The sequence below is a fragment of the Rhizobium sp. K102 genome, from assembly GCF_022385315.1.
Lineage (GTDB): Bacteria > Pseudomonadota > Alphaproteobacteria > Rhizobiales > Rhizobiaceae > Rhizobium > Rhizobium croatiense.
The window spans coordinates 3,135,937-3,162,521 of sequence record NZ_CP092436.1; the positions used below are offsets into that span (position 1 = coordinate 3,135,937).

At 61.6% G+C, this 26,585-nt stretch carries 29 protein-coding genes and 1 pseudogene; 16 read left to right on the plus strand and 14 right to left on the minus strand.

From position 1 onward, the window contains the following. Positions 1-38: 38 nt before the first annotated feature. Positions 39-2,039, minus strand: coding sequence for a methyl-accepting chemotaxis protein (locus MHI61_RS21485; protein WP_239790445.1), 2,001 nt, complete (start codon positions 2,037-2,039; stop codon positions 39-41). Positions 2,040-2,459: 420 nt separating this feature from the next. On the opposite strand from MHI61_RS21485, the gene rpmH reads away from it, so the two are divergent. The 8 genes from rpmH (at position 2,460) to MHI61_RS21525 (ending at position 8,189) form a co-directional block, all read left to right on the plus strand. Beyond that, a complete protein-coding gene (gene rpmH / locus MHI61_RS21490; RefSeq protein ID WP_239790446.1) occupies positions 2,460-2,594 on the plus strand; it encodes a 50S ribosomal protein L34 in 135 nt (44 codons plus the stop codon). Between the two features lie 21 nt (positions 2,595-2,615). After that, positions 2,616-3,017 carry a ribonuclease P protein component gene (rnpA, locus tag MHI61_RS21495; RefSeq protein ID WP_183914228.1) on the plus strand — a complete coding sequence of 134 codons (402 nt, stop codon included), beginning with the start codon at positions 2,616-2,618 and terminating at the stop codon, positions 3,015-3,017. Then, positions 3,017-4,807, plus strand: a complete 1,791-nt coding sequence (gene yidC, locus MHI61_RS21500; RefSeq protein WP_239790447.1) for a membrane protein insertase YidC — start codon at positions 3,017-3,019, stop codon at positions 4,805-4,807. Before rnpA ends, yidC begins: the two co-directional genes overlap by 1 nt. Positions 4,808-4,947: 140 nt before the next feature. Next, the gene (gene yihA, locus MHI61_RS21505; protein ID WP_009991862.1) at positions 4,948-5,601 is read left to right on the plus strand and encodes a ribosome biogenesis GTP-binding protein YihA/YsxC; all 654 of its coding nucleotides are present in this window, start codon (positions 4,948-4,950) and stop codon (positions 5,599-5,601) included. 240 nt (positions 5,602-5,841) lie between these two features. Next, positions 5,842-6,051: a cold-shock protein gene (locus MHI61_RS21510; protein ID WP_010026241.1), complete on the plus strand. Its 210-nt coding sequence runs from the start codon at positions 5,842-5,844 to the stop codon at positions 6,049-6,051. Positions 6,052-6,180: 129 nt separating this feature from the next. After that, positions 6,181-6,405, plus strand: a complete 225-nt coding sequence (locus MHI61_RS21515) for a hypothetical protein (protein ID WP_239792888.1) — start codon at positions 6,181-6,183, stop codon at positions 6,403-6,405. Positions 6,406-6,614: 209 nt separating this feature from the next. Further along, a complete protein-coding gene (locus MHI61_RS21520) occupies positions 6,615-6,890 on the plus strand; it encodes a hypothetical protein (RefSeq protein ID WP_239792889.1) in 276 nt (91 codons plus the stop codon). Positions 6,891-7,112: 222 nt separating this feature from the next. After that, positions 7,113-8,189 (plus strand): sensor histidine kinase, encoded by a 1,077-nt coding sequence (locus MHI61_RS21525; protein WP_239790448.1) that lies wholly within the window; start codon positions 7,113-7,115, stop codon positions 8,187-8,189. A 105-nt stretch (positions 8,190-8,294) separates the two neighbouring features. Here MHI61_RS21525 and MHI61_RS21530 read toward each other — a convergent pair whose 3' ends face one another. From MHI61_RS21530 to MHI61_RS21540, 3 genes are all read right to left on the minus strand, one after another. Further along, positions 8,295-8,849: a fasciclin domain-containing protein gene (locus MHI61_RS21530; protein WP_239790449.1), complete on the minus strand. Its 555-nt coding sequence runs from the start codon at positions 8,847-8,849 to the stop codon at positions 8,295-8,297. Positions 8,850-8,975: 126 nt separating this feature from the next. Beyond that, positions 8,976-9,695: an anti-sigma factor gene (locus MHI61_RS21535; RefSeq protein ID WP_239790450.1), complete on the minus strand. Its 720-nt coding sequence runs from the start codon at positions 9,693-9,695 to the stop codon at positions 8,976-8,978. After that, on the minus strand, positions 9,692-10,231 hold the full coding sequence (locus MHI61_RS21540) for a sigma-70 family RNA polymerase sigma factor (RefSeq protein WP_239792890.1): 540 nt from the start codon (positions 10,229-10,231) through the stop codon (positions 9,692-9,694). Before MHI61_RS21540 ends, MHI61_RS21535 begins: the two co-directional genes overlap by 4 nt. A 204-nt stretch (positions 10,232-10,435) precedes the next feature. Here MHI61_RS21540 and argB point away from each other — a divergent pair, with 204 nt between their 5' ends. Further along, on the plus strand, positions 10,436-11,266 hold the full coding sequence (gene argB / locus MHI61_RS21545; RefSeq protein WP_239790451.1) for an acetylglutamate kinase: 831 nt from the start codon (positions 10,436-10,438) through the stop codon (positions 11,264-11,266). Between the two features lie 92 nt (positions 11,267-11,358). Here the strand turns inward: argB and MHI61_RS21550 are convergent, their stop codons facing one another. Then, a complete protein-coding gene (locus MHI61_RS21550; RefSeq protein WP_239790452.1) occupies positions 11,359-11,724 on the minus strand; it encodes a metalloregulator ArsR/SmtB family transcription factor in 366 nt (121 codons plus the stop codon). Positions 11,725-11,887: 163 nt separating this feature from the next. Between MHI61_RS21550 and MHI61_RS21555 the strand changes: the two genes are divergently transcribed. Together MHI61_RS21555 and MHI61_RS21560 are read left to right on the plus strand one after the other, a co-directional pair. After that, on the plus strand, positions 11,888-12,826 hold the full coding sequence (locus MHI61_RS21555) for an acyl-CoA desaturase (protein ID WP_239790453.1): 939 nt from the start codon (positions 11,888-11,890) through the stop codon (positions 12,824-12,826). Between the two features lie 386 nt (positions 12,827-13,212). After that, positions 13,213-14,361: an alpha-hydroxy acid oxidase gene (locus tag MHI61_RS21560; RefSeq protein WP_239790454.1), complete on the plus strand. Its 1,149-nt coding sequence runs from the start codon at positions 13,213-13,215 to the stop codon at positions 14,359-14,361. Positions 14,362-14,420: 59 nt separating this feature from the next. On the opposite strand, the gene MHI61_RS21565 is transcribed toward MHI61_RS21560, so the two are convergent. From MHI61_RS21565 to bchE, 3 genes and pseudogenes are all read right to left on the minus strand, one after another. Further along, complete coding sequence (locus MHI61_RS21565; protein ID WP_239790455.1) at positions 14,421-15,191, minus strand: isocitrate lyase/phosphoenolpyruvate mutase family protein; 771 nt, start codon at positions 15,189-15,191, stop codon at positions 14,421-14,423. Further along, positions 15,188-16,262: pseudogene (locus tag MHI61_RS21570) on the minus strand (trifunctional transcriptional activator/DNA repair protein Ada/methylated-DNA--[protein]-cysteine S-methyltransferase). The gene MHI61_RS21565 and the pseudogene MHI61_RS21570 overlap by 4 nt, the downstream one beginning before the upstream one ends. Positions 16,263-16,317: 55 nt before the next feature. After that, positions 16,318-17,847: a magnesium-protoporphyrin IX monomethyl ester anaerobic oxidative cyclase gene (gene bchE / locus MHI61_RS21575; protein WP_239790456.1), complete on the minus strand. Its 1,530-nt coding sequence runs from the start codon at positions 17,845-17,847 to the stop codon at positions 16,318-16,320. A 189-nt stretch (positions 17,848-18,036) separates the two neighbouring features. Here bchE and MHI61_RS21580 point away from each other — a divergent pair, with 189 nt between their 5' ends. Continuing rightward, the gene (locus MHI61_RS21580) at positions 18,037-18,753 is read left to right on the plus strand and encodes a pyrimidine 5'-nucleotidase (protein ID WP_239790457.1); all 717 of its coding nucleotides are present in this window, start codon (positions 18,037-18,039) and stop codon (positions 18,751-18,753) included. 112 nt (positions 18,754-18,865) lie between these two features. After that, a complete protein-coding gene (locus MHI61_RS21585) occupies positions 18,866-19,483 on the plus strand; it encodes an EF-hand domain-containing protein (RefSeq protein WP_239790458.1) in 618 nt (205 codons plus the stop codon). Between the two features lie 158 nt (positions 19,484-19,641). Here the strand turns inward: MHI61_RS21585 and MHI61_RS21590 are convergent, their stop codons facing one another. Continuing rightward, positions 19,642-20,502 (minus strand): LOG family protein, encoded by an 861-nt coding sequence (locus MHI61_RS21590; RefSeq protein ID WP_010031366.1) that lies wholly within the window; start codon positions 20,500-20,502, stop codon positions 19,642-19,644. A gap of 197 nt (positions 20,503-20,699) precedes the next feature. Here MHI61_RS21590 and dapD point away from each other — a divergent pair, with 197 nt between their 5' ends. The 3 genes from dapD to MHI61_RS21605 all read left to right on the plus strand — a co-directional run bounded on the left by dapD (position 20,700) and on the right by MHI61_RS21605 (position 23,437). Beyond that, positions 20,700-21,560 (plus strand): 2,3,4,5-tetrahydropyridine-2,6-dicarboxylate N-succinyltransferase, encoded by an 861-nt coding sequence (dapD, locus tag MHI61_RS21595; protein ID WP_239790459.1) that lies wholly within the window; start codon positions 20,700-20,702, stop codon positions 21,558-21,560. 100 nt (positions 21,561-21,660) lie between these two features. Beyond that, positions 21,661-22,854, plus strand: a complete 1,194-nt coding sequence (dapE, locus tag MHI61_RS21600) for a succinyl-diaminopimelate desuccinylase (protein WP_239790460.1) — start codon at positions 21,661-21,663, stop codon at positions 22,852-22,854. Beyond that, complete coding sequence (locus MHI61_RS21605; protein WP_097579544.1) at positions 22,841-23,437, plus strand: hypothetical protein; 597 nt, start codon at positions 22,841-22,843, stop codon at positions 23,435-23,437. The genes dapE and MHI61_RS21605 overlap by 14 nt, the downstream gene beginning before the upstream one ends. A 17-nt stretch (positions 23,438-23,454) precedes the next feature. Here the strand turns inward: MHI61_RS21605 and truA are convergent, their stop codons facing one another. From truA to def, 5 genes are all read right to left on the minus strand, one after another. Continuing rightward, on the minus strand, positions 23,455-24,261 hold the full coding sequence (gene truA, locus MHI61_RS21610; protein WP_239790461.1) for a tRNA pseudouridine(38-40) synthase TruA: 807 nt from the start codon (positions 24,259-24,261) through the stop codon (positions 23,455-23,457). Then, positions 24,261-25,196 (minus strand): methionyl-tRNA formyltransferase, encoded by a 936-nt coding sequence (gene fmt, locus MHI61_RS21615; protein WP_239790462.1) that lies wholly within the window; start codon positions 25,194-25,196, stop codon positions 24,261-24,263. Before fmt ends, truA begins: the two co-directional genes overlap by 1 nt. Before the next feature lie 20 nt (positions 25,197-25,216). Further along, positions 25,217-25,639: a type II toxin-antitoxin system VapC family toxin gene (locus MHI61_RS21620; RefSeq protein ID WP_239790463.1), complete on the minus strand. Its 423-nt coding sequence runs from the start codon at positions 25,637-25,639 to the stop codon at positions 25,217-25,219. Continuing rightward, positions 25,636-25,920 (minus strand): plasmid stabilization protein, encoded by a 285-nt coding sequence (locus MHI61_RS21625; protein ID WP_239790464.1) that lies wholly within the window; start codon positions 25,918-25,920, stop codon positions 25,636-25,638. Before MHI61_RS21625 ends, MHI61_RS21620 begins: the two co-directional genes overlap by 4 nt. A 66-nt stretch (positions 25,921-25,986) precedes the next feature. Next, positions 25,987-26,502 carry a peptide deformylase gene (def, locus tag MHI61_RS21630; RefSeq protein ID WP_097606966.1) on the minus strand — a complete coding sequence of 172 codons (516 nt, stop codon included), beginning with the start codon at positions 26,500-26,502 and terminating at the stop codon, positions 25,987-25,989. Positions 26,503-26,585: the final 83 nt, after the last annotated feature.

Sequence of the window (26,585 nt, forward strand, 5' to 3'; positions counted from 1 at the left end):
CCGGAGGCGGCGCACGAAGACGCGTGAGGGGTCGGAGATCAGAACTCTTCCCAGCTCTGTTCGGCTGCGGCCGCATTGCCGCCACCGAAGGCGCGAGCGACCTTGGCGATCGCCCGGCGGGCGGGGGAAGCGACCGGCTGCCGGTGCGGCTCGTTGCGGACGAGCGCCACGGGTGCTGCCCCATCCGACAGCTTGAAGCGGGCGATGAGGTGCACCAGCCCGTTGGCTTCGGCCGAAAGCCTGTGGGTGGCGGCGGACGTTTCCTCCACCATCGCGGCGTTCTGCTGCGTCACCTGATCCATCTGGTTGACGGCGGTGTTGACCTCCTTGAGGCCGGTCGACTGCTCGACTGCGGCGGTGGCGATCGAATGGATATGATCGTTGATGGCGATGACGCGGGTGCCGATTTCCGAAAGCGCCTCGCCGGTCGCCTGGACGAGCTTGACGCCGACCTGCACCTCGTCGCCCGACTTGGTGATCAGCGCCTTGATGTCCTTGGCGGCCGTTGCCGAGCGCTGGGCAAGTTCGCGCACTTCCTGGGCGACCACGGCAAAACCCTTGCCGGCCTCACCGGCGCGCGCCGCTTCGACACCGGCATTCAGCGCCAGAAGATTGGTCTGGAAGGCGATCTCGTCAATGACGTTGATGATCTGGCTGATCTCGCGCGAGGCCTGCTCGATGCGGCCCATGGCCTCGACGGCATTGCGCACGACCACGCCGGAGCGGCCGGCATTTTCCTTGGCTTCGGACACCATGACGGTCGCTTCATGCGCCCGCTCGGTGGAGTTCTGGACGACGGCCGTGATCTGATCGAGCGCGGCGGAGGTCTGTTCGAGGGCGGCCGCCTGCTGCTCGGTGCGCTTCGACAGGTCGTCGCTGGCATTGCGCAGCTCGGCGGTGTTGCCGTTCATCGCTTCCGTCGTCTCGCGCACTTCGCGCATCGTCGCCTGCAGGGTGACGAAGCTGTTGTTGACATTCTGCTGCAGCTCGGCGAAGGCGCCCTGGAAGCTGCCGTTCATCGTCTGGGTGAGATCACCTTCGGCAAGGCTTGCGATGACGCGGCGGGTCTCGCCGATGCCGGCATCGACGCTCGACAGCAGCGTGTTGATGTTGCCGGCGAACTGGTTGAGATTCTCGTCCTGATAATCCTTGTCGATGCGGTGGCTGAAATCGCCTGCCGCAGCCGCGGCGACGACGACCGACATGCTGGACTGCAGATCGTCGCTCTTGGCGCGCATCGCCGCTTCCTGGGCGTTCAGGCGCTTGACGGCAAGGCCGTTCTCCTTGAAGACCGCGACCGCGGCGGCCATCTCGCCGATTTCGTCCTTGCGGCCGGCAAAAGGAACCTCGGCCTCGAAATTGCCGTCGGCGACCTCCTTGATCGCATGGGTGACGCGCTTGATCGGACGGCTGAGATGGCTGGTGCCGATATAAAAGCCCATGCCGATGCCGACCGCGATACCGATGCCGGTAATCCCGAGGACGAGCATCAGCACCCAGGAACGAAAGCTCTCGATCTCATCACTGACGGCCTGAAGCGCTGCCTTGTCGATGGCGACGACCACGTCGATCTCGGCCTGAAATGCCTTGCGGTTGGCGCGATTCGCCTCGTTGTTGCCCTGGGCGCTGGCGGCCTCGGGGCCGACCTCGGTGCCGAGGCGGGCCGTTTCCGTGCGGAAGGTGCGGAATTCGGCGGCGCGCGCGACCAGCTTGGCGAAACTCTCCTTTTCGGCCTCGGGCACGAGCGGCGCCCAGCCGGCGATGACCTTGTCGATTTCGTCGAGGCCGGCCATCAAGCCCTTGGCGAAGTTCGGCGTATCCTTGATCGACTTGGCCGCGTAAATACCGCGTGATTCCATGACGACGGCCGTGACGAAACGATTGAGGCGTTCGCCGGCATAGGCGCGGGCGGCGGCGTGCTCGTACGCCGTGAGGTTGCGGCTGTATTCATGCATGGCGGACAGTGCCGTTGCGCCGATCAGAAGCGCCACCGCGCCCATCACGCACACCAGCAGATTAATTTTCCCGCGGATCTTCAATGCAATGCCTCCTGAGCTACACCACAGCCTGGAAAGCAACTCCCTCAGCCGATGCACTGAATATCGGCGAAATTGATTAAAGTTAGATTTCCAGTATTTACGATTTGCGCAGGAAATATTGCCGATCCAGTCATCCCATGCGGCTTCAAACTATTGAAAACTCAGGGGATCGAGCTGATCTGGGAGCGAAGTACAACTTTTCGGAGCGGAGCGGATTTATTAACACCACAATGCGAAAACCGCCGTCGGCGCCGGCCGCGCAAGTGAAATTCTCGGGTATAATTGACTTTGCCGGGCTTCATCCGTATAAGCCGCCGCACGTCCGGTCATTCAAGCCTTTCATGGCCCGCCCGTTCGAAAAACAACGCTCCTTGCATTATGCAAATTCAAGAAGGGCCGCACTCCGCGGTGTTTAAATAAATGAAGCGTACCTACCAACCATCCAAGCTTGTTCGCAAGCGTCGCCACGGCTTCCGTGCGCGCATGTTCACGAAGGGTGGCCGCAAGGTCATCGCTGCCCGCCGCGCGCAGGGCCGCAAGCGTCTTTCGGCTTAAGGCCGGGTTGCCCGAGAAGAGATGGCGGGCGAATTGACGACCAAAGAACAGAAATACACTGTCGGGCGGCTGAAAAGCCGCCCGCAGTTTCTTGCTGTCCGCGAAGGCGAAAAACGCCGCGGCGGCCTCTTCCTCCTCGAAGTTCTCGACCGGAGGGAACCCGACAGCCAAGCCCGCGTCGGTTTTACAGTCACCAAAAAACATGGCAACGCGGTCGAACGGAACCGCATGCGCCGCCGCCTGAAAGAGGCGGTGCGGCTTCATGCGGGGTTTGCAATGCAGCCCGGACACGACTATGTGGTTGTCGCGCGCAGGGACGTGCTTAAGGCGTCCTTCCAGGAATTGGCCGCGGAGCTGAAGCTTCGCGTGGAAACCAGGCCGAAACATCGGCGCTCCGGAGACGGACGCCCCAGGAACGTATGATGGAAAACAACCGCAATTACTTCATTGCGATCGCTCTCTCGGTGCTGATCGTCCTCGGCTGGCAGTTTCTCTATATGAATCCGCGCATCGAGGCCCAGCGCAAGGCACAGGAAGCCCAGAAGGCGCAGCAGCAGACCGAGCAGGTGCAGCAGCCCGCAGGCGGCCAGGCCCCGGCCCAGACGAGCGGTTCGGCACCTTCCGGCCAGGCGGCCGCGACGGCGACGCTCGAGCAGGCGCTCGCCAAAACGCCGCGCGTTGCCATCGATACTCCTGCGCTTTCCGGCTCGATCAACCTTGCCGGCGCCCGCCTCGACGATCTGAAGCTCAAGGGCTATCACGAGACCGTCGACGACTCGAGCCCGATCATCACGCTGTTCAGCCCGGCGGAAACCAAGGACGGCTATTTCACCGAACTCGGCTATATCGGCAGCGACGCGACGGGCGCAGTTCCGGGTCCGACGACGCTCTGGACGGCACCTGAGGGCGCCAAGCTCACCGAAAAGACGCCGGTGACGCTCTCCTACACCAATGACAAGGGCCTGACCTTTACCCGCACCATCTCCGTCGACGACCGCTATATGTTCAGCGTCACTGACAAGATCGAGAATGCCGGCCAGGCGCCCGCCTCGCTTTCCTCCTACGGCCGGGTCACGCGCTACAACAAGCCGACGACGCCGTCGGTCTACGTTCTCCATGAAGGCTTCATCGGCGTCATCGGCGAGGACGGCCTCATCGAAACCAAATACAGCGCCGTCGAGGAGGAAGCCGTGCAGCCCGCCAAGTCCACCGGCGGCTGGCTCGGCATCACCGACAAATACTGGGCGGCGACGATCGTTCCGCCGCAGACGTCGGCCTATGAAGCGCGCTTCTCGCATTTCGCCGACGGCCAGCCGCGCTATCAGGCCGACTACAAGGACGATGCCTTCACCGTCGCGCCGGGCCAGTCGGTCGAGGTCAAGAACCTCGTCTTCGCCGGCGCCAAGGAAGTGCCCGTCATCGACGGCTACGAAGCGTCCTATTCGATCCCGAAGTTCGACCGCCTGATCGACTGGGGCTGGTTCTATTTCATCACCAAGCCGATGTTCAAGCTGATGGACTTCTTCTTCCGCTTCTTCGGCAATTTCGGCGTGGCGATCCTGTGCACGACCATCGTCGTCAAGCTGGTGTTCTTCCCGCTCGCCAGCAAGCAATATGCGTCGATGGCGAACATGAAGCGCGTGCAGCCGAAGATGGAAGAGCTGAAGACGAAATTCGGCGACGACCGCATGGGGCTGCAGCAGGCGATGATGCAGCTCTACAAGGAAGAGAAGATCAACCCGATCGCCGGCTGCTGGCCGGTGGCGCTGCAGATCCCGATCTTCTTCTCGCTCTACAAGGTGATCTACATCACCATCGAGATGCGGCACGCACCGTTCTTCGGCTGGATTCAGGACCTTTCGGCGCCGGATCCGACGACGATCGTCAATCTGTTCGGCCTGCTGCCCTTCGAAGCGCCGGCACTGCTGCATCTCGGCGTCTGGCCGCTGATCATGGGCGTCACCATGTTCGTGCAGATGCGCATGAACCCGACGCCGCCCGATCCGACGCAGGCGATGATCTTCAACTGGATGCCGCTGGTATTCACCTTCATGCTGGCAAGCTTCCCGGCCGGCCTCGTCATCTACTGGGCCTGGAACAACACGCTCTCGGTGTTGCAGCAGTCGGTGATCATGAGGCGCCATGGCGTCAGGATCGAACTCTTCGACAATCTCAAGGGCCTGTTTCGACGAAAAACGGCGCCATCGAAATGATGCTCTCAAGCCCCGCTCCGGCGGGGCTTTTGATTTCCGACCGGTTCGCGAAGCGCGACGCGGGCCGCCTGAACGCTTGACATCCGTCCGTAAAACCACGAAGCCGACAGAAGACCGAACCCGGAGATTGCCGAGCCCGCATGCCCGAAACCGAAAAGCCGCTCTTCGGCCACCCCTGGATCTTCATCCGCGGTGTCCCGTCGCTCACCTTCCTGCCGCCGGAGGGACCGTCGGAAGTGGCCTTTGCCGGCCGCTCGAATGTCGGCAAATCGTCGCTGATCAATGCGCTGGTCGGCCAGAAGGGCCTGGCGCGCACCTCGAACACGCCGGGACGCACGCAGGAGCTCAACTATTTCGTCCCGGACGGCTATTCCGGGGAAGGCGGCGACCTGCCGCCGATGGCGATCGTCGACATGCCGGGTTATGGTTACGCGCAGGCGCCGAAGGAGCAGGTCGACAAGTGGACCAAACTTGTCTTCGATTACCTGCGCGGCCGCGCGACGCTGAAGCGCGTCTACGTGCTGATCGACAGCCGCCACGGCATCAAGAAGAATGACGAGGACGTGCTCACCCTGCTCGACAAGGCCGCCGTCTCCTATCAGCTGGTGCTGACCAAGACCGACAAGATCAAGGCGCCGGCCGTGCCGAAGCTGCTGGCCGAAACGGCCGACAAGATCCGCAAACGCCCGGCCGCCTATCCCTTCGTGCTTTCCACCTCGTCCGAGAAGGGCGACGGGCTCGACGATCTACGCCAGGCGATCGCCGAAACTGTCGGGATCGCAAACTGGAAATAATGACCCGACCTCTATTGTACTCACCGAAACAGCTAAAAGTTTATTTCCCGGTCAAACGGAAAACTAAAAGTTGACGAGCCGGATTACGTGACCTATATAGTGCTTATCGAATTTTGCTTGCTGGCTTGGTTATCGCGCGATTGGCACCGCGCCTCAACGAACTTCCTTCCAAAAATCGTTACCACCATCCGCATCGCCTTTGCGCTGCGGTTCTTCAATATTGCTATGAAAGGGTTCATCATGACCACTGGCACAGTTAAATGGTTCAACTCCACCAAGGGCTTCGGCTTCATTCAGCCGGACAACGGCGGCACTGACGCCTTCGTTCATATCTCCGCCGTCGAGCGCGCCGGAATGCGCGAACTCGTCGAAGGCCAGAAGATCGGCTTCGATCTCGAGCGAGACCACAAGTCGGGCAAGATGTCCGCTTGCAATCTCCAGAAGGCTTAAATCGGTATCTGCTTCCCTTTGACCACGGATGTACTGGCACTGCCGGAAGCACCGATTTATTCAAGGCCGGGCAATCTGCCTGGCCTTTTTGTTTTCGCTCGCAGTCGAGCCTTCAATATCGGAAAAGAAATGACAGAAACATACAGCAAATCTCGCCAGCGGGCAGAGATCGCCTTCGGCAACGTCCAGTCCCAGTTTTTCGCGAAGAATAAAGCGATGGATGAGCTGGAATCCCGCGTCCAGTCGCAACAGGCAAAGACCTTGCGGTTGCGGGAAGCACGGCTTGCGAAGCAACGCGACGATCGCGCCTCGGCGACGTCTGCTCTTCTTGCGAAACGCGCCAAAGCCTGCTGATCACCGGCAAAAGGTCGCGGCCTAGCCCGATGCAGGTGGCCCGGAGACGCGGCATGCCGAGCTGCGCCGAATATGTTCTCGTGCACGAACCGCGCCGCATCGCCCTCTCCCGACGCCACTTTCAAAAGGAAGCATTCGCGGGCTCAAAGGGCGTCGACAGGCACGGGCAGAGCCGTGCTGACAGTTCACTCATACCAAAGGACGCCGCAATGGCAGAGGATGCGAAGGAACTTCAGTCGATCAATACAGCATGGCAGATCGCTATCCAGGAGATTTTGCGCATGGTTATCCGAGATATGTATCATGGCGGCGGCGAGGCGTCGTTCAAGTCCCATATCAAGCGCATAGAAGAGGCCGCCGTGGACAGTATTTATACGGATTTGCGGCTGCGCGGGACGGATGAGTGGACCGAACTTCTGGTTAAAGAAAGGGCCAGCAATTTTGTCACCACGCTGCTAACCTCATTCACCTATGACCGGGCGTAAGCTCGCGACTGACGCTGACGCATGACCTTGCGGCGAACAGAGGCCTGCCGACAGTCATGTCGACCGTCGCGTTCACGGCAGCTTCGAGATCCCGCCAGCTGCCGCATTTGGACACCGGCTGTTTAGACCTGCGACATCGATTGTGCTTGCGCCATCGCAGTTTTTGCAGCAACGCTTGATCTCATACTGTTGAAGAGCAGCGACGCCCGCGAGAAATCATTCATGACTGACAGAAAAGACGAAGCCCTTTCGCCGGAAGGCGTCGGCAACCTGCCCCATCTTGCCGAAGCCCTCGACGACGACCGGTTTCGACACTTTCTCGACCATGTTCCGTTTGCAGTGGCGGTCTCAGAGCTCGGCACCCGTGAGAAGCTAATTTACGTCAACCTCGAATTCGAACGGCTGACCGCGCTCACCGCCACACAGGTGGAGGGAAAGCGCTGGTCGGACATCGAGGTGAATTGCACTGCAGTCTCCGGCGAGGCAACGCTTACAGCCGCTGTGACCACGGCGGAGGAATATATTGGCGCCTTCTCGCTCGGGGCAGAACCCGAAAGCAATATGATTATCGACGTGTGGTCGAACACGATCGTCAACGATGATGACATCCCGCTTTTTCGTCTGGTCGCCTTTGCTGCCCGCAATGAGGTGACGGGTGGCCAGAGCTTCAGCGAGCTGCTGGCCGAGAAGGATGTCCTTCTTCGAGAACTTCAGCATCGCGTGAAGAACAATCTGCAGATGATAACGGCGCTGATCCGAATGGAAGCGCGTAATGCTCAAAAGAACGAGGAAAGCGAGCGGTTTGCACGTCTTGCGGGGCGGATTGAAGCCTTGGCTCTCCTCTATCGCGCACTGTCGGACGAAGAGAAGGGCGCGATGATCGATCTCGGCAGCTATGTGAGCCAGATCGCCGCGTCGGTCATGGCCGCCCACGCTGTGGAAGGCATCCGGCTCGACATGAAGGTGGACACCTGGCCGGTTTCCGTGAACGTGGCGATGCCTGCCGGACTCGTCATCAACGAGCTCCTGACCAATACGTTCAAGCATGCCTTCGTAGGGCGGGATAGCGGAGAGATCACTCTGCGCTGTGTCGTCAGCGACACCGGATGCAGGATCACCGTCGCCGATAATGGGGTCGGTCTTCCTCAGGATGCAGCCTGGCCGAACCCCGGAAAACTGAGCGCAATGATCATCCAATCCCTGAAACAGAACGCCCGCGCCGAGATCGAAGTAAGTTCTTCCCCCGGCACTGGCATGAGTGTCTCGCTCGTTTTCCCCAGAGTCGAAGCGGCCCAATAGCCGTGTCAGTGGCGGCGCCCCATTCACGGAAACTCTAGACGCTGGCACCGTTCGCAGTTGGTTTGGGGCGCGCCCGAAGAGCGCGCCCTCTGCCGATACACACACTTACATCTTCGGCAGTAACACCTTGTCAACGACGTGGATGACGCCGTTCGACTGTTTGACGTCGGCGATCGTCACATGCGCGACATCGCCGTTCTCATCGGTCAGGGTGATCTTGCCCATATTTTCCCGGGCTTTGATCACGCAACCGCCGATGGTCTTGATGTCGTGTGCGCCGCCATCCGCCTTGATCATCTTGGCTACGGTCTTGGCCATCGCATCGGCGGCCACGACGTGGCAGGTCAGGACCTTGGTAAGCGTCACCTTGTTTTCCGCTTTCAACAGTGTCTCGACCGTGCCTTTCGGCAGGGCGGCGAAAGCTTCATTGGTCGGCGCAAAGACGGTGAAGGGGCCTTTGCCCTCGAGTGTGCCGACGAGGCCGGCGGCCTTGACGGCAGCAACCAGCGTCGTGTGATCCTTGGAATTCATGGCATTTTCGATGATGTTCTTGCTGTCGAACATCGCCGCGCCGCCAACCACCGGGTTCTTGGCGGCGGCAAAGGCGGCAGCGGAAAGGACGGTGGCGAGCGCGAAACCGCGCACTAGGGACTTGATCATGATTTTCTCCTCACCGGACACCATCCGCGGGGCTTTATGCCTGAGCGTCGTCCGGACATGTCGAACTACGGAGGTCCGCGCCGAAGAGTTTCAGACAGGAGAAAATGATTTGCGGCCGGCGCCTGTTTATGGCCGGTGCACCGTGCCGCTTGCGACAATCGGGCCGGTCGCCTGTCCGGTTGGCGAGCCGCCGAAGGGTTCGAGGCTGACGGCAAGGGTTGCGCCATCCGTGACATGGTTGCGCAGTTCGGCGGGAATGACGAGCTCACCGCTTTCGCCGGGCTGGAAGACGCCGAGCGATTTCGCCAAGCCGCTGCCCGGCACGAGCCAGAGTTCCAGCGATTTCTCCTCCGGCTTGCCGGCAGCGACCGGCACGATCTTCAGCCGGCCGCTTTGCAGCTCGTAGGACGCGCGGAGATTGATCGTGCTGTTTTGACCCGCAAGTTCGGCAACCAGCGGTGTCGGCCCCTGTGGCTGCGGCACAACGCCGGAGGCGAAGATGACGGCGCTGACGGCGACGACGATGCAGGCGAAGGCCAGCGAGCGCCAGAAAACCGCAGAATTCCACAGTCCCTGCGAGAAGGATGTGGGCTTGCCGGCATCGCCGAACAGCCGGGATTCGATCTGCTTGAAGGTTTCGCGGTTCGGCGCGACGCCGTCATATTCGTCGTTGAAGGCGGAGAGATTGGCTTCCCAACGGCTGACGATCGCCGCAAATGTGCGATCGTGGCGCATGCGCTCTTCCACCACCCGGCGGTCCTGCAGCGACAGGACGCCCAACACGTACTCGCCGGCGAGAACTTCGTCTCGGGAGCGGTCTCCCTTGCTTTTGTCGGGCGATGTCATCGTTCCATGCACTCTCTCAGTTTCAAGAGGCTGCGCCTGAGCCAGGTCCGCATCGTGTTCAGCGGAACTCCGAACTGATCGGACAGTTCCTGATAGCTCAGCCCTTCGACATAAGCCCGTTTCACCGCGACCGCACGATCAGCTTCCAACTCTTCCATGCAGGTGTCAATCCGCCTTCCTTCATCCTTCGTCACTGTCTGCCTTTCCGGGTCGGGCGCGGAATCGGCAAGATCGTAAGCGCTGTCGAGTTCGTCGGCGATGGGCTTGCGCGCGCGCAGCAGATCGATCGACCGGTTGCGGGCAATTGCCGAAAGCCAGGCTGAGGATGAGCCCGAGGCCGCCTGGAAGCTGCGGGCGCGTTGCCAGATGCTGATATAGACGTCCTGTAGCGCTTCCTCGGCTTCCCCGCGGTCCTTCAAGATACGCAGGCAGATTGCCAAAAGTTTCGGTGCGGTCTGGTTGTAGAGGGCAGCGAATGCCGTGCGGTCGCCGAGCGCGACGCGGCCGATCAGGTTCTTGATCTCATCGCCTTGCATGCCGTTCCTCATATCCTGCTTGTGCCGTACGGCCGAGCCGAACTCTCGGCCTCCGTGCCACATACGAAAAACTATTGCGTTCTGGATTATTCCCTCTGTCGAAAAGTTGCGATAAAAGGCCGCGATCAATTCCTGCGGGGTCCCCCATGAACGAGTTCCGAAAGCGAAATCCAGGCACGTCTTCTCGCCCAGGCGCTGCCCTTCATGCAGCGTTATGAAAACAAGACGATCGTCGTGAAATACGGCGGTCACGCCATGGGCAATCCCGAACTCGGCAAGGCCTTTGCCAGTGATATCGCGCTTCTGAAGCAGTCGGGCGTCAACCCGATCGTCGTTCACGGCGGCGGTCCGCAGATCGGCGCCATGCTGAACAAGATGGGCATTGAATTGAAATTCGAAGGCGGGCTGCGCGTCACCGACCAGAAGACGGTCGAGATCGTCGAGATGGTGCTCGCCGGCTCGATCAACAAGGAAATCGTCGCGCTCATCAACCAGACCGGCGAATGGGCGATCGGCCTTTGCGGCAAGGACGGCAACATGGTCTTCGCCGAAAAAGCGCGCAAGACCATCAAGGATCCGGATTCCAACATCGAGCGCGTGCTCGATCTCGGTTTCGTCGGCGAGGTGGTCGAGGTCGACCGCACGCTGCTCGATTTGCTTGCCCGCTCCGAAATGATCCCGGTCATCGCCCCGGTCGCCCCCGGGCGCGACGGCGCGACCTATAATATCAACGCCGACACCTTCGCCGGCGCCATTGCCGGGGCGCTGAACGCCACCCGCCTGCTCTTTTTGACCGACGTGCCCGGCGTTCTCGACAAGAACGGCCAGATGATCAAGGAGCTTTCCGTCGCCGAAGCGCATGCGCTGATCGCCGACGGCACGATCTCCGGCGGCATGATCCCGAAGGTCGAGACCTGCATCGACGCGATCAAGGCCGGCGTCCAGGGCGTCGTCATCCTGAACGGGAAGACCGCCCATTCCGTCCTGCTCGAGATCTTCACCGAGCACGGCATTGGAACACTGATCGTTCCCTGATCGAGGCTGCGCTCTTCACCGCACGAAGGGCGCGTCCTCTCCCGCGGAATATTTCCCGGTTTCCCCGGCCGGGAGATGCCGCAAATTCCTAATCAGGGCAGTTCTTTCCGGCGCGCACGCGCCTGGCTTTCCTTCCTGATCGGCCGACCGACCGGGCAGACCTCCTGCACGAAGCCGTTGAGCGTATTGACGAGATTGTTCTCGATCAGGGAATAGTGCACGAACTGGCCCTGTTTCTCCCGTCGGATCAGCCCTGCGGTTTCCAGGATGGAAAGATGCTGCGAAACCGCAGGCTTCGACATGCTGAAGCGGTCGGCGATCTCGCCGGCGGTCAGCCCCGATGCCGAGAGGTAAGCAAGGATCTTCCGCCGCGGCGCGCTGGAGAGCGCGTGGAACACCCGCTGGGCGGCGCCGACCGAGCTGCCCTCTATAATGTCGTCGAAAGTCTCATCTTCCAAGTTCCGTCTCCATGCCTGCGGCACCAAAGCGTCGCGGATAATTAAGCAATTAACGTATTGCCTAATTATTTTCATTGGCGCAAGGTAATTAGGTAATTGCTTAATTAATGGATTGGCGGGCGCTGTTCAACCGGAGAATAGGCCCGATGGGAGGAGTTTTGCCATGCGCAGCATTTCGACCGGACGCATGATCGACAACGGCAGTGATCCCGTGAAGGGCCGCGTGGTCTGGATGCCCGCAAAGTCGATCTGGATCACCACCATGACCATGATTGCCATCGTGGGCGGACCGCTGACCTTCAGCTGGAGCGCTGTTACCGTCTTTGTTCTATTGACCGCCATCACGATCTGCCTTGGTCATTCGGTCGGCATGCACCGGCTGCTGATTCACCGTTCATTCAGCGCTCCGATCTGGCTCGAGCATTTGCTCGTCCATCTCGGCACGCTGGTCGGCATGGCCGGTCCCTTCGGCATGATCTATGCCCACGACATTCGCGACTGGGCGCAGCGGCAACGAGACTGCCATGACCTCTATGCCCATCGGCGATCGTTCTTCGTCGACGCCTTCTGGCAGATGCATTGCGCCGTCGCGCTCGACCGGCCGCCGCGTTTCGTCCTTGAAGAGCGTGAGCGGGACGACCGCTTCTATCGCCTCCTGGAGGCGACATGGGTGGCGCAGCAAATTCCCTTGGGGCTCCTGCTCTTCACTCTCGGTGGGTTGCCGTGGCTGGTCTGGGGGATTGCCGTGCGGATCTCGGTGTCGCTGACCGGGCACTGGCTGGTCGGCCATTTCGCCCATCGCAACGGCCATCAAGGCTGGAGCGTCGATGACGTCGCGGTGCAGGGATATAATTTGCCGCGTTTCGGGCTGGTGACCTTCGGCGAGAGCTTCCACGGCAACCATCATGCCTTTCCGGAATTGGCCCGGCTCGGCATCGAGCCGGGACAGCTGGACCTCGGCTGGCATTTCATCCGGCTGCTGGCAGGACTTGGCCTTGCTTCGGCGATCAAGCTCCCGCACACGATCGTGCCGAGGAAGGGCCTGAAGCGCATTGAAATCTCCGAAGAAGCTGGTGGGGCTCATCCTGTCGCACAGCATTGAGCGGTACCGCAGAATATGGCGTGGCGTTCAAGAGAGCCTCACCCTGAGGCGTCCCGGAAGGGCCTCGAAGGGCGGGGCGGGTGCGCTGGCGGTCGATGCATGCAAGGAGCATCGCTGCGGCGTGTCCTTCGAGGCTTCGCCCTGTGGGCTACGCACCTCAGGATGAGGGAGGTCGGAGAATGCCGCGCCGAGGCGCCGCCGGGGTGAGACGGCACAGCCTCTGCATGAGACACGTCGGAGGCCGCCGCAGATCATCGTCCGCCTGCAGACCCACCCAAGCAGCGATATCGTATCCAACAGGTCGCAAATTGCACGATCAAGCCTTGGCAAGGTTTCGAATCGTGCTTTAGGTTGCGGCCCGAAAACTTAACGGGTCGAGCAAACAGATGCGCCTTACAGACTGCTATAATTTTCACGATTTCCGGCGCATGGCCAAACGACGGCTTCCCGGGCCGATCTTCGATTATATCGACGGTGCGGCCGATGACGAGGTAACGTATCGTCGCAATACCGCGGCCTTCGAGGCTTGCGACCTGGTGCCCAACGTTTTGCGCGGGGTGGCCGACATCGATATGTCGGTGACCGTCATGGGGCAGAAGCTGGCGATGCCGGTCTATTGTTCGCCGACGGCGCTGCAGCGGCTGTTTCACCATCAGGGGGAGCGGGCGGTCGCGGCGGCGGCAGCCAAACACGGCACGATGTTCGGCGTCTCCTCGCTCGGCACGATCAGCCTGGAGGAAGCCCGGCAGATCAGCGCCGGACCGCAGGTCTATCAGTTCTACTTCCACAAGGACCGCGGTCTCAACCACGAGATGATGGCGCGGGCGAAAAATGCCGGCGTGCAGGCAATGATGCTGACGGTCGACAGCATTACCGGCGGCAACCGCGAGCGCGACAAGCGCACCGGTTTTGCCATTCCCTTCAAGCTCAATCTTGCCGGCATGACCCAGTTCGCCATCAAGCCCTCCTGGGCGATCGACTGGTTGACGCATGAGCGCTTCCGGCTGCCGCAACTGGAAAACCACGTCAAGATGGATGGTGGCGCGCTGTCGATCAGCCGCTACTTCACCGAGATGCTCGACCCCTCTATGTCGTGGGACGACGTGGCGGAGATGGTACGCGCCTGGGGCGGTCAATTCTGCCTGAAGGGTATCATGTCGGTCGAAGACGCCAAACGCGCGGTCGAAATCGGCTGCACCGGCATCGTGCTGTCCAATCACGGCGGGCGCCAGCTCGACGGCTCGCGCAGCGCATTCGATCAGCTCGCCGAGATCGTCGACGCCGTGGGCGACCGGATCGACGTGATGATGGATGGCGGCGTGCAGCGGGGAACGCATGTTCTTAAAGCGCTGTCGCTGGGGGCGAAGGCTGTCGGCCTCGGCCGCTACTATCTCTTCCCGCTTGCCGCGGCCGGACAGCCCGGCGTCGAACGGGCGCTGGAGACGATGCGCACCGAGATCGAACGCGGCATGAAGCTGATGGGCTGCACCTCGGTCGACCAGCTGACGCGGCGCAATCTGCGCTTCCGGTCCTGAGCGAACGGGATGTCATTTTCGGGCCGCAGCCTTTCATGCGAATGCGGCCCGCAAACATCTCAGAGCAGGCTGTAAATCGCCGCCGCCTCCTGTTTCAGCTTTTCCATCATCGACCGGTAAGGCCCTGGCCCATAGCTGATGCGGCCGACGCCGAGCCGTGCCAGCGTTTTCACATCGGGGGCGCCCGCTCGCATCATGACATTGACCGGCAGCGACGATGCCGCGCAGATCTTTTCGATCAGATCCGGATCGATCAGGCCGGGCACGAAGAAGCCGTTGCCGCCGGCGGCCGCATAGGCCCTGCCCCGCTCGATCGCCTCGTCCACCAGATCGGCATGTTTTGCAAGATCGCTCTCGGCCAGGAAGAGGTCGGTGCGGGCGTTGATGAAGAAGGGGATGTCCTTGCCGTCGGCCATGGCGCGAATGGCGCGGATGCGGGCCGCCTGGCTCTCGACGGGGTAGAGCCCCTCGCCGGCAACGACCCGATCTTCGAAATTGATGCCGACGGCGCCGACCTCGACCAGCCTGGCGACGTTGGCCGCCGCCCCCTCGGGCTCCGCCGAATAGGCGCCTTCGAAATCGACCGAAAACGGGAGGTCGACAAAATCGGCGATGGATTTCGCCGTCTCGACAAGCACCGACATCGGCAACTTCTCGCCATCGGCATACCCGTTGGCTGCGGCGACTGACCAGCTTCCCGTCGCGAGCGCCTTGGCGCCGGCTTCCGCCACCGCCTTCGCCGTGCCGGCATCCCAGATGTTGTAGAGGACGATCGGATTACCCTTCTGGTGAAGCGCGCCAAATGCTCTGGCCTTTTCAGTCTGGTTCATGCTGTCTCCTCCGTCTTTGCTTGCGTGCGGATCTTCTCTTCATGGCGCAGCAGCCATTGCTTGCGCCAGAGCCCGCCGCCGTAGCCGGTCAGCGACCCGTCCGAGCCGAGGACACGATGGCAGGGCACGATGATGGCCAGCTGGTTGGCGCCATTGGCGCGGCCGACGGCGCGCACCACCTCCGGCCTTTGCATCTCCCTGGCGAGATCGCCATAGGCGCGCGTCTGACCGATCGGAATCTCCATCAGCTTTGCCCAGACATGTTTTTCGAAGGGCGTGCCGCCCAGCGCCAACGGCGTCCTGAAGACGCTGAGCCGGCCCTCGCAATAATCCCGGATCTCCGCCTCGATCTGATCGATGACAGGGGTGCGGCCGATCGCGACCGAGGAGCGGACGCGTTTCTGCAGCGCTTCGAGCTCGGCCGGCAGCGCCTTGCGATCGTGAAATTCGAGAAGATGCAGATGCGTCTTGTCGGCAACCGCGATCATCGGCCCGAGCGGCGTGTCGAACCAACCGGCAAAGAGCAGTTCGCGGTTCTGCGAAAGTGCCGGCGCCTTGCCGACGAGCCGCTGGAAAGCCGAGCGAAAGCCGCTCGGAGAACTCATAGCCGGCGTCGATCTGCGCATCGATGACGCGCGCTCCGGCGGCGAGCTGTCTGGCCGCCTCGCCGAGCCGGCGGTAACGGACGATATCGTGGAAGGTCATGCCGAGCGCCCGCTTGAAGGCGCGGCGCACGGTCGAGGGATCATGGCCGCGGCGCACGAGCTCGTCTTCGCTCCAGCGGACCTCCGGCTCGTCCTCGAGCCGGGCCAGCAAGGCGTCGACGATCGGCTCCCGGCCCGGCTGCTCCAGCGGCTTGCAGCGCCGGCAGGGGCGAAAGCCGGAATGCATGCAGGCGGCGATCGTCTCGAAGAACAGGGTGTTTTCCCGCTTCGGCTTGCGAGCCGGGCAGGTCAGACGGCAGAAGACGCCAGTCGTTTTCACGCAGACATAGGCCTGACCCTCATAATCGGCACTGCGCGCGATCAGGGCGTCATAGAGCGTATCGTCGTCGGGGCGTTCGAACAGCATGTCCGCTTTCTAGCATCCCGCACCGGCTGCGTCCGCCGAAAATCGGGCGTCTATTTTATTCCGCCGCGTCGAGGCTTTTGATATGCCGCTGCGGGCGCAGCATCGACTCCTCTTCGGCATCCTGCGGCGCGCCCCAGAAATTCTCGAGCGTCGGGCCATTCTTCAGGTGGCGGCAGCGGAAAAGAAATTCGAGAACCTCATGAAACCAGACGCGGCGGCCCATCTGGGTGTACCAGCGCATGGAATGGCGCTGCTCGTGGTCGCGATGGAAGAGGATGCGCATCAGCGCCTTCGGCCGCGCCTGGACCGCAACCTCGATGAGCTTGACGCAGGCGACCAACACGAACGGGTGGAGGTGCCGCATCTTCAAGACCTGATGTTTGTAATCCCATTTGCGGATATCGGTCTCGATCACCTGCCGGTCGCGGGCGATACGGAAGAAGGGTGTCCAGCGATGCGGGGTGACGTAGAGCGCCTGGATCTGGTCGGGATCGTAGGAGAGCAATTGCCGGAAGCCGCGCCAGAGATCGCTGAGCTTTTCCTCTTCGAAACCGACGACCCAGGTCGCCATCGAGAGGATATCGTGCTGGCGCAGGAGCCGGATCGCCTCCCTGTCGGTTGTTTTGGCTCCGCCCTTCTTGATCAGCGCCAGGGTTGCCTCATCGGTGTTTTCCATTCCGAGCAGCCAGCGCACGATGCCGGCCTTGCGATAGAGATGCAGGATATCGGCGTCACGGACGATATCATCCGCGCGCGTCGAGCCGACGATCTGCACCGGCACATTCTCGGCGATCATCGCTTCGAGGAACGCCAGCCAGGCCTTGCGCGACGAGGTCGGGTTCTCATCGGCAAGATTGATGAGTTCGACTCCCTGTTCGCGATAAAGCCTGGCGATCTCGCGGGCAAACAGTTCCGGCGAGCGGTGGCGCCATCGAGTCCAGAAGCCGCGCTGGCCGCAATAATTGCACAGATGCGGACAGCCACGCGAGAACTGCATAACGACCGCCCGCTTGCCACCCCAATAGCTGTAGCTGGCATGGTCGATCAGTTCCCAGCCGATGCGATAGGCATCGAGATCGGCGATCGCCTGCGCCGGCTGGCTTGCCTGGACTTCGCCGCGGCTGTCGCGATAGGCGATGCCGGCAATGGCATCAAGCGGACGTTTGGCGGCCAGGACAGCGGCGAGGCGCCGCATCGTTTCCTCGCCCTCCCCTCGCACGAGAATGTCGAATGCCTCGGTCTCGGCCAGCACCTCTCGCCAATGGTAAGTGGGAAACACGCCGCCATAGACAATGCGGATGGCGGAATCGCTGCGCTTGACCGCTTCGGCGATCGCGCGGGCAGTAGGATGGGCCGAAGTCGAGCCGGAATGGCCGATCAGCACCAGATCAGGGCCGTTTGCCGTGATCTGGTCGATGATTTCCGCAATCGTCATTGGTCCGAACTCTGCATCGACGAGGCTGACATCATGACCGTCATCGATCAGCGGGCCTGCGACCGAGAGAAGGCCGAGCGGTGGAAGGTGATCATCGGGAATACGGCTGCCGATCGCGGTATGCGGCGGATTGATCAGAACGATCTTCATGCGACTTTACCCTTTCGGGTCCCCCTGTCTGACGCAGGGCAGAAAGTCACCAGCGATCAATGGCGATATTCAGCCAGAATCTCTTTAAAGTTGTGAAAATCTGGCGGCATTTTTAAGAAGGCGACGGGAAAGCGGCGACTCGATCAAAAGCCCTTTGGTTTCCCACGGCAGCCATGCCATAAGACCGCCATGACAAAGATCGACCGCACCCCCGACAAAGCCGATTTCGACCACGTTACCGACTGGGTTTTCGACCTCGACAACACGCTCTATCCGCATCATGTCAATCTCTTCGCTCAGATCGACAGGAACATGACCGCCTATGTCGCCGCGCTCTTACAAATGGAGCGGGAAGAGGCGCGCAAGCTGCAGAAGCAATATTATCTCGAGCACGGCACGACGCTGCAGGGCCTGATGATTCATCACGGCATCGATCCGAACGACTTCCTCGAAAAAGCGCATGCCATCGACTATTCGGCGCTTACGCCGCAGCCGGAACTCGGGCAGGCGATCAAGGCGCTGCCGGGGCGCAAATTCATCTTCACCAACGGCAGCGTCAAGCACGCCGAGATGACGGCAGGAGCGCTCGGCATCCTCGAGCATTTCGACGATATCTTCGACATCGTCGCCGCCGATTACGTGCCCAAACCGGCGCAGGCGACCTATGACAAGTTTGCGGCGCTGAAGCGCGTCGACACCGGCAAGGCGGCGATGTTCGAGGATCTGCCGCGCAATCTGACGGTGCCGAAGGCGCTCGGCATGCAGACCGTGCTGCTCGTGCCGCGCAATCTGGAAGAGACGGTCGTCGAGTGGTGGGAAAGGACGAGCGGCGACGAGGATCACATCGATTTCGTCACCGACGACCTTGCTGCATTTCTCGGCAAGGTGACCAGATCCGCCGGCTAGACGCCAGTCATCTTACCAAAGTTTCACCCAGCTTACCGATGTTTAACTGGGTCTTTCTGGCCCGCTGCCATAGCCTCTTTCGTCAAGGGACGCCTTACGAAAGGGAAACACGATGTACCGCAACAAGCTGATAGTGGCAGCGCTCTCCTCCGTCCTCATTTTCGGCGGAGCCGCCGGGGCAAGCTTTGCCGCACCCGGCAACGGGCCGCGTCCGCATCATGCCGGCATGGACGGTCCGGGCCGCGACGCCTTCCTCGAAATCACCTATGTCCGCATGCTCAAAGAGTTCGACGCGAACAAGGATGGCAAGGTCTCCAAGGAGGAAGCGACCAGCGGCCTCGACAAGATCTTCGCCGCGATCGACACCAACAATGACGGCTCGCTGACTCCAGGGGAAATCCGCCAGTACCGGCAGACCCAGCTGCAGGCGATGAAGGATCAGCACAAGCAGGAGGCCGGCGGCGAAAGGGACGCGAACGCGGCGCCCGACATGCCGGATAACGAGGCCGGGCGGCCGCCCCGCGACGGGCATGACGGCCATCGCTGGATGCGCCATGGCGGCACCTTCATGCGCGCCTCGATGATGATGCGCCGGGTCGACACCGACGAGAACGGTCAGATTTCCAAACAGGAAGCGGTCGCCGCCTTCGACAAGCTGTTCACCCGCATGGACCGCAACAAGGACGGCGTCATCTCGATCGATGACATGCCGGACCGGCCGCTCCTGTAAGCCTGGACGAACCATTGCCCCCGCTTTTCCCGCTCCGGCAGGGAAAGAGCCATGTTAAAGGGCGTCGGATGAAACCAGATTCATGCGACGCTCTTTAACTTTTTCATTTTATGCATGTCGTTATCCCGGAACCGCGGCACACTTCCGGGCGACATGCATTAGTGCTCGTAGAAGTCCTGGACGATCTTCCATGCGGCGTCGGCCGTGTCGACGAAACTGATCAGCTTGACGTCATCAGGCGCAATCGTGCCGAATTCGGCCAATGCCTCGAAATTGATGATGCTTCGCCAGAAAGCCTCGCCGAACAGGATCAGCGGCAGCCGCTCCATGCGGCCTGTCTGGATCAGCGTTAGGCATTCGAAGAATTCGTCGAGCGTTCCGAACCCACCCGGAAAGACCGCGATCGCCTTGGCGCGCACCATGAAATGCATTTTGCGAATGGCGAAATAGTGGAAGTTGAAGCTGAGCTCCGGCGTCACATAGGCGTTCGGCGCCTGCTCATGCGGCAGCACGATGTTGAGGCCGATCGAGGGTGCGCCCTCGTCGGCCGCGCCGCGATTGCCCGCCTCCATGACGCCGGGACCGCCGCCGGTGACAATGACATATTCCTGGAAATCGAAGCTGGCCGAATATTTCGAGCAGAGCCGGGCGAATTTGCGGGCCTCGTCATAATAGACGGACGCCGCCTCCAGATTGACGCGCTGGATGTCGTTGCGCGCCGCCCAGGCGCTCTGGCCGGGGGCGGGAATGCGGGCGCCGCCGAACATGACGACGGTCGAGCGGATGCCGCGTTCCGTCAGCATCATCTCGGTCTTCAGCAGTTCCAGCTGCAGGCGGATCGGCCGCAGCTCCTCGCGGCAAAGGAAATCCTCGTCGACATAGGCAAGGCGATAGGCAGGCGACATCGTCTGCGGCGTCTTCGGCACGGCCTGCGCCCGCTGCCTGTCGGTCGAACTGCTTTTCAGCGGGTCCCATACGCCATCCTTGCGCCTAGAACCGCCGTTTCGTCCCTTCGCCATGTCGAAATGCCTTTCAGTATTGGCAGCATCAACTGCCGGATATGTCGCTATAACGCCTTGAAACCAGATATGATCTTGTCGGAAAAATCATTCCGTTCTACGGGGTGCATGCTATAGAGCAGGATATACCCACACCGATCGCATTTCAGGAGACTTCGGCGTCTCCCACGATAGAGATCGAAGTTTAAGGAATTCTCATGAGCGCCACCGACCTCGCATCCCTCGAAAAAACCATCGAAACCGCCTTCGACAATCGCGACAATGTGAACATGTCGACGAAGGGCGAGGTCCGCGATGCGGTGGACGCGGCGCTCGATCTGCTTGACGGCGGCAAGGTCCGCGTGGCCGAACGCGGCACCGACGGCATTTGGACGGTCAATCAGTGGCTCAAGAAGGCGGTGCTCCTGTCCTTCCGCCTCAACGACATGGAGGTGGTCAAGGGCGGCTCGGGCAATTCCACCTGGTGGGATAAGGTTCCCTCGAAATTCGAAAACTGGGGCGAGAACCAGTTCCGCGCCGCGGGCTTCCGCGCCGTTCCCAACTGCGTCGTGCGCCGCTCGGCCTATATCGCGCCGAACGCCATCCTGATGCCCTCCTTCGTCAATCTCGGCGCCTATGTCGGCGAGGGCACGATGGTCGATACCTGGGCGACGGTCGGCTCCTGCGCACAGATCGGCAAACATGTGCATCTCTCCGGCGGCGTCGGCATCGGCGGCGTGCTGGAGCCGATGCAGGCCGGCCCGACGATCATCGAGGACAATTGCTTCATCGGCGCCCGCTCCGAAGTGGTCGAGGGCTGCATCATCCGTGAAGGTTCCGTGCTCGGCATGGGCGTCTATATCGGCAAGTCGACCAAGATCGTCGACCGCGCCACCGGTGAGGTCACGTACGGCGAAGTGCCGCCCTATTCCGTCGTCGTCGCCGGTTCGATGGCCTCGGCCAATGCGACGATGGCAAACGGCCAGCCGGCGCCGCATCTCTACTGCGCCGTCATCGTCAAGCGCGTCGACGAACAGACCCGCTCCAAGACCGGCATCAACGAGCTGCTCAGAGATTGATGACACCGGCACATTGATCCGTTAAACAGACGGCGTCTTTTTACGCGAGGCGGCTCCGCCTTGCCATGTCTTTGCCATTCCCGCCGGATAGTTCGACGCCATGACCGCTACCGACCCCGTCGCCAATCTCCAGACGCTGATTCGCTGCCCGTCCGTGACGCCCGCCGAAGGCGGCGCGCTCACGGCGCTCGACGCCATGCTCGCGCCGCTCGGCTTTACGGTCGACAAGGTGACGGCACGCGAAGAGGGCACAGCCGATATCGAGAACCTCTATGCCCGCCTCGGCGGCGACGGCCCGCATCTGATGTTTGCCGGTCACACGGATGTCGTGCCGGTCGGCGACGAAGCCGCCTGGACGCACCCGCCCTTTGCCGCCGAGATATCAAAGGGCGAGCTCTTCGGCCGCGGCGCCGTCGACATGAAGGGTGGCATTGCCTGTTTCGTCGCCGCCGTCGCCCGCCATATCGAGAAGAACGGCGCGCCGGCCGGCTCGATTTCCTTGCTGATCACCGGCGACGAAGAAGGCCCGGCGATCAACGGCACCGTCAAGCTGCTGCAATGGGCCACGGAGCGCGGCCAGCGCTGGGACGCCTGCCTGGTCGGCGAACCGACAAATCCCGACAGGCTCGGCGACATGATCAAGATCGGCCGTCGCGGCTCGCTATCGGGCAGGATCACCGTGCACGGCGTGCAGGGCCATGCCGCCTATCCGCATCTTGCCGACAATCCGGTGCGCGGCATCGTCCAGCTGACGCAGGCGCTGATGGATCCGCCTTTCGACGGCGGTACCGATGATTTCCAGCCGTCGAACCTCGAAGTGACGACCGTCGATGTCGGCAATCCTGCCACGAACGTCATTCCGGCAAAGGCATCGGCAAGCTTCAACATCCGCTTCAACGACAGCTGGACCGTCGACACGTTGCGTGCGGAAATCCTGCGGCGGCTCGATGCCGCCGCCGGCAACGGCCAGCTGCGTCCGGGCCGGGAGCCGGTGAAATACGATATCGTCTGGGCCGACCGGCCGAGCCACGTCTTCCTCACCCGCAACAATGCTTTGATCGCCTCGCTATCTTCGGCCGTCGAAAGCGTCACCGGCCGGTCGCCAGCGCTTTCGACCACCGGCGGCACGTCGGATGCCCGCTTCATCAAGGACTATTGCCCGGTCGTCGAGTTCGGCCTGGTCGGTCAGACGATGCACATGGTCGACGAACGTGTCGCCGTTGCCGATCTGGAGACGCTGACGGCGATCTACGAGACTTTCATCGACCGCTGGTTCGCCCATGCCGGGTCTTAAGGAAGTCCAGTATTATCTGGCCGGCCTGTGGCTGCTGATCCGGATGGATCCGCGCGGCTTCCGCTTCCTCGATCTGTCGGAGCGTGGCGTCAACCGCTCGTTCTGGGCGATGGCCTGGTGCCTGCCGCCGATGGGCATTTCCTGGCTCTGGTGGCGACAGGCCTTCCTGCGGTCGCTGCCGCCGGAAGCCGATGTCAATTTTGCCTTTTTTGTCAGGCTCGGCCTCGTCGAGGTCGCCAACTGGTTCGTGCCGCTGGTCTTTGCCGGGCTGCTGCTGCTGGCCTTTCGCATGGGCGAGCGCTTTGCCCCCGTCGTCGTCAGCGTCAATTGGCTCGGCGTGCCGCTCTCCTATATCAACGGCCTGCTGCTGGCGCTGGTGTTCTTCCTGCCCGGCACGGTCGGCCTCGTCTCGCTGTTGCTGCTCGCCTTCATGCTGGCGCAGGTCTTCGCGCTGGCGCGCATCCTCAGGATGATCTGCCATGATCACGCGCTGATGGTCGGAGCGCTGACGCTGGTGCTGCTGGTGCCGTCGATGATTCTTTCGGAATATCTGCAGCACTTCCTCGGCATCTATCCCGTCTGAGCAGCCTCGCGGAGGCTTTAGGACAGATCGTCACCGTCATCGGTGTCAGTGACCGGCCTGCGGCGGTCGGTGATCACCTCGGGATAATCCACCTGCAGGAAATAGAGCCCGTCGGGCGGCGCCACCGGACCGCAGGCCTTGCGGTTGCGCGCTTCGAGTGCCGCCTCGACATCGTCGGGCGTCCACTTGCCCTCGCCGGCGAGCTTCAGCGTGCCGGCGAAGGAACGGATCTGGTTGTGGAGGAAGCTCTGCGCGGTGGCGCGGATCTCAATCAGCGCGCCGCTGCGCGTCACATCGAGCCGGTCGAGCGTGCGCACCGGGCTGTTTGCCTGGCAATGGGCGGAGCGGAAAGTGGAGAAATCGTGCCTACCGACCAGCCGCTGGGCGGCGGCGTGCATGACCTCGTGGTCGAGTGTCTTCGGCACCCACCAGGCCTTGCCGGCGTCGAGCGCCAGCGGCGCCCGGCGGCTGACGATACGGTAGAGATAATGGCGCCTGAGCGCCGAGAAGCGGGCATCGAAGAAGTCGGGAACCGCCTCGACGTCGAGAATGGAGACGCGCTCGCCGGCAAGCCTCAGATGCGCGTTCAGCGCATTCTGCAGCTGATAGGGCGACCATTTCTTCGAAAGATCGGCATGGATTACCTGTCCCATGGCGTGGACGCCGGAATCGGTGCGGCCGGCGCCGCGGACCGAAACGGTCTCGCCGGTCAGCGACAGCACCGCAGCTTCGACCGCACCCTGCACCGAAGGACCGTTCTCCTGCCGCTGCCAGCCGACATAGGGGCCGCCGTCATATTCGACGGTCATGCGGAAACGCGGCATCAGGAAAGCCTCGTGCCGGCGGCAAGCGGCGTACCGCGGAGGAAATCCGCCGTGGCAAGCGGCTTGCCGCCTGCCTTCTGCAGCCTGGTCAACCGCACTGCGCCGGAAGCACAAGCGACGACAAGGTCGTCGGTCAGCAGCTGCCCGGCAGCGCTCTGCCCCTCAGCCAGCTCCGAGCCAAGCACCTTCACCCGCTCCGGCCTGCCGCCGATTTCGACTTCGAACCAGGCACCAGGAAACGGCGCCAGGCCGCGGATATGGTTGTGCACATCCCGCGCCTCCCTGGCGAAATCGATGCGCGACTCGGCCTTGTCGATCTTGGCGGCATAAAGCACGCCGTCTTGCCGCTGCGGCGTCAGCGGCAGGTCGTTCATCTCCAACTTCACCATGGCCTCCGCCATCGCCTTGGCGCCGACCTGCATCAGCCGGTCGTGCAGTTCGCCAGCCGTCATGTTCGGGCCGATCTCGACCTCGCGGGTCAGGGCGACGGCGCCGGTATCGAGACCCTTGTCCATTTTCATCACCATCATGCCGGTCTTTTCATCGCCGGCCATGATCGCCCGCTGGATGGGCGCAGCACCCCGCCAGCGTGGCAACAGCGAGGCGTGGCCGTTATAGCAGCCGTCGCGGGTGCCGTTCAAAACCGCCTCCGGCAGCAGCAGCCCGTAGGCGACGACGACGGCGACATCGGCCTTGAACGCGGCAAACCTCTCGCGCTCCTCCGCATCCTTGAAATTGACCGGCGTGAAGACCGGGAGACCGAGCAGCTCGGCCGCCTGATGCACCGGCGATTTCTGCAGATCGAGCCCGCGCCGGCCGCCCGGCCGCGGCGGCTGCGTATAGACGGCGACGATCCTGTGGCCGGCATCGACGAGCAGGCGCAGGGTCGGAACCGAGAACTCCGGCGTTCCCATGAAAATGATGCTAAGAGACATTCTATCTCGCCAATTGAGGATCAACCGTCTTCAAACGGGTTTACGAGCTTGAGATCAAGCCCCTCGAAATCTCGGGTGTTGCGGGTGGCGAGCGTGGCGCCGTTTGCAAGGCAGATGGCGGCGATCATTGCGTCCTGGACCGAAATCGGCCGCCCTATGCTTTCGCGCTTCGCCCTCAGGCGGCCGGTTGCCATGGCCGCTTGCAAATCCCAACCAACGATACGCTCACGGAATTGGCCTTTCACCAAATTCTCGATGGCACGAAAGAAGCGATCCGATCCCGTCTTCAGGAGAACTCTTTCGGCTGCATAAATCTGCTCCATCAAGCCGACGGTGCACAGCCAGATTCTCGCGCTGTCCTGCCGCAACATCCAGGCTTTCACGTTTTCATTCGGCAACGACCGGGCGAATTCGGAAACCACATTCGTATCAAGTACGATCATTCAAGATCCTCGAACGGCCGGCCAAAGTCCTTTTTACGCGCGGCCTCGATTTCTTCCATGATCGCAGCGAATTCGTCGTCTACTGCATCTTCTCTTTCGAAAGCGGCGCGTATCGTTGCATAGGCCGAGCCGGTTTCGGGTTTTGCTGCGTTTTTTCTTTGAAGCACCTCCCGCAAAAGCTCCTTGGCCTCGTCGGAAAGACTGTTTCCGCTCTGCTGAGCCGCTTCCGCAATGTCTCGTTTCATTGCTTCGGAGATATTTCTGATCAGAAAATGACCCATGCAGCACCTCCATCATGATATCGGTGATATCATAGTGCCTCGCTGGCGCATTTTTCAACGCAACGCTCAGAGCGCCTTGGATTTCGCCGCCTTGGTGAACTTCTTGATCACCATTTCCCGCTTCAGCCGCGAGATATAATCGATGAACAGCACGCCGTTCAGATGGTCGATCTCGTGCTGCAGGCAGGTGGCGAGCAGGCCGTCGGCTTCCACCATCTGTTCCTTGCCGTTGCGGTCGAGATATTTGACCGAGACGACAGCCGGGCGCTCGACCTCAGCATAATAATCGGGAATCGACAGGCAGCCTTCCTCATAGACCGAGCGTTCGTCGGAGGATTTGACGATCTCGGGGTTGATGAAGACCTGCGGCTGCTTTTCTTCGCCCTCGCGCGACACATCGATCACCAGCATGCGGCGCGGCACGCCGATCTGGATGGCAGCAAGGCCGATGCCCGGCGCGTCATACATGGTTTCAAGCATGTCGTCGGCAAGGCGTTGCAGGTCGGCGTCCACCCGCTCGATCGGCTGGGACAGCTGGCGGAGAATGGGATCGGGAAGAATGATGAGTGGCTTGATGGTCATGGGCGTTCCCATAACCCATCTTTTCTCACTATGGAATTATCCGCCGAGCGGGGAAGACGCTTTTTTGCGTCCCCGCCCGGAAT

What these genes read in the sequence shown, in the direction of transcription:
- rpmH (WP_239790446.1), top strand. Translation starts at nt 2,460, where the DNA reads ATGAAGCGTACCTACCAACCATCCAAGCTTGTTCGCAAGCGTCGCCAC.
- rnpA (WP_183914228.1), top strand. Translation starts at nt 2,616, where the DNA reads ATGGCGGGCGAATTGACGACCAAAGAACAGAAATACACTGTCGGGCGG.
- yidC (WP_239790447.1), top strand. Translation starts at nt 3,017, where the DNA reads ATGGAAAACAACCGCAATTACTTCATTGCGATCGCTCTCTCGGTGCTG.
- yihA (WP_009991862.1), top strand. Translation starts at nt 4,948, where the DNA reads ATGCCCGAAACCGAAAAGCCGCTCTTCGGCCACCCCTGGATCTTCATC.
- MHI61_RS21510 (WP_010026241.1), top strand. Translation starts at nt 5,842, where the DNA reads ATGACCACTGGCACAGTTAAATGGTTCAACTCCACCAAGGGCTTCGGC.
- MHI61_RS21515 (WP_239792888.1), top strand. Translation starts at nt 6,181, where the DNA reads ATGACAGAAACATACAGCAAATCTCGCCAGCGGGCAGAGATCGCCTTC.
- MHI61_RS21520 (WP_239792889.1), top strand. Translation starts at nt 6,615, where the DNA reads ATGGCAGAGGATGCGAAGGAACTTCAGTCGATCAATACAGCATGGCAG.
- MHI61_RS21525 (WP_239790448.1), top strand. Translation starts at nt 7,113, where the DNA reads ATGACTGACAGAAAAGACGAAGCCCTTTCGCCGGAAGGCGTCGGCAAC.
- MHI61_RS21530 (WP_239790449.1), bottom strand. Translation starts at nt 8,849, where the DNA reads ATGATCAAGTCCCTAGTGCGCGGTTTCGCGCTCGCCACCGTCCTTTCC.
- MHI61_RS21535 (WP_239790450.1), bottom strand. Translation starts at nt 9,695, where the DNA reads ATGACATCGCCCGACAAAAGCAAGGGAGACCGCTCCCGAGACGAAGTT.
- MHI61_RS21540 (WP_239792890.1), bottom strand. Translation starts at nt 10,231, where the DNA reads ATGCAAGGCGATGAGATCAAGAACCTGATCGGCCGCGTCGCGCTCGGC.
- argB (WP_239790451.1), top strand. Translation starts at nt 10,436, where the DNA reads ATGCAGCGTTATGAAAACAAGACGATCGTCGTGAAATACGGCGGTCAC.
- MHI61_RS21555 (WP_239790453.1), top strand. Translation starts at nt 11,888, where the DNA reads ATGCGCAGCATTTCGACCGGACGCATGATCGACAACGGCAGTGATCCC.
- MHI61_RS21560 (WP_239790454.1), top strand. Translation starts at nt 13,213, where the DNA reads ATGCGCCTTACAGACTGCTATAATTTTCACGATTTCCGGCGCATGGCC.
- MHI61_RS21565 (WP_239790455.1), bottom strand. Translation starts at nt 15,191, where the DNA reads ATGAACCAGACTGAAAAGGCCAGAGCATTTGGCGCGCTTCACCAGAAG.
- bchE (WP_239790456.1), bottom strand. Translation starts at nt 17,847, where the DNA reads ATGAAGATCGTTCTGATCAATCCGCCGCATACCGCGATCGGCAGCCGT.
- MHI61_RS21580 (WP_239790457.1), top strand. Translation starts at nt 18,037, where the DNA reads ATGACAAAGATCGACCGCACCCCCGACAAAGCCGATTTCGACCACGTT.
- MHI61_RS21585 (WP_239790458.1), top strand. Translation starts at nt 18,866, where the DNA reads ATGTACCGCAACAAGCTGATAGTGGCAGCGCTCTCCTCCGTCCTCATT.
- MHI61_RS21590 (WP_010031366.1), bottom strand. Translation starts at nt 20,502, where the DNA reads ATGGCGAAGGGACGAAACGGCGGTTCTAGGCGCAAGGATGGCGTATGG.
- dapD (WP_239790459.1), top strand. Translation starts at nt 20,700, where the DNA reads ATGAGCGCCACCGACCTCGCATCCCTCGAAAAAACCATCGAAACCGCC.
- dapE (WP_239790460.1), top strand. Translation starts at nt 21,661, where the DNA reads ATGACCGCTACCGACCCCGTCGCCAATCTCCAGACGCTGATTCGCTGC.
- MHI61_RS21605 (WP_097579544.1), top strand. Translation starts at nt 22,841, where the DNA reads ATGCCGGGTCTTAAGGAAGTCCAGTATTATCTGGCCGGCCTGTGGCTG.
- truA (WP_239790461.1), bottom strand. Translation starts at nt 24,261, where the DNA reads ATGCCGCGTTTCCGCATGACCGTCGAATATGACGGCGGCCCCTATGTC.
- fmt (WP_239790462.1), bottom strand. Translation starts at nt 25,196, where the DNA reads ATGTCTCTTAGCATCATTTTCATGGGAACGCCGGAGTTCTCGGTTCCG.
- MHI61_RS21620 (WP_239790463.1), bottom strand. Translation starts at nt 25,639, where the DNA reads ATGATCGTACTTGATACGAATGTGGTTTCCGAATTCGCCCGGTCGTTG.
- MHI61_RS21625 (WP_239790464.1), bottom strand. Translation starts at nt 25,920, where the DNA reads ATGGGTCATTTTCTGATCAGAAATATCTCCGAAGCAATGAAACGAGAC.
- def (WP_097606966.1), bottom strand. Translation starts at nt 26,502, where the DNA reads ATGACCATCAAGCCACTCATCATTCTTCCCGATCCCATTCTCCGCCAG.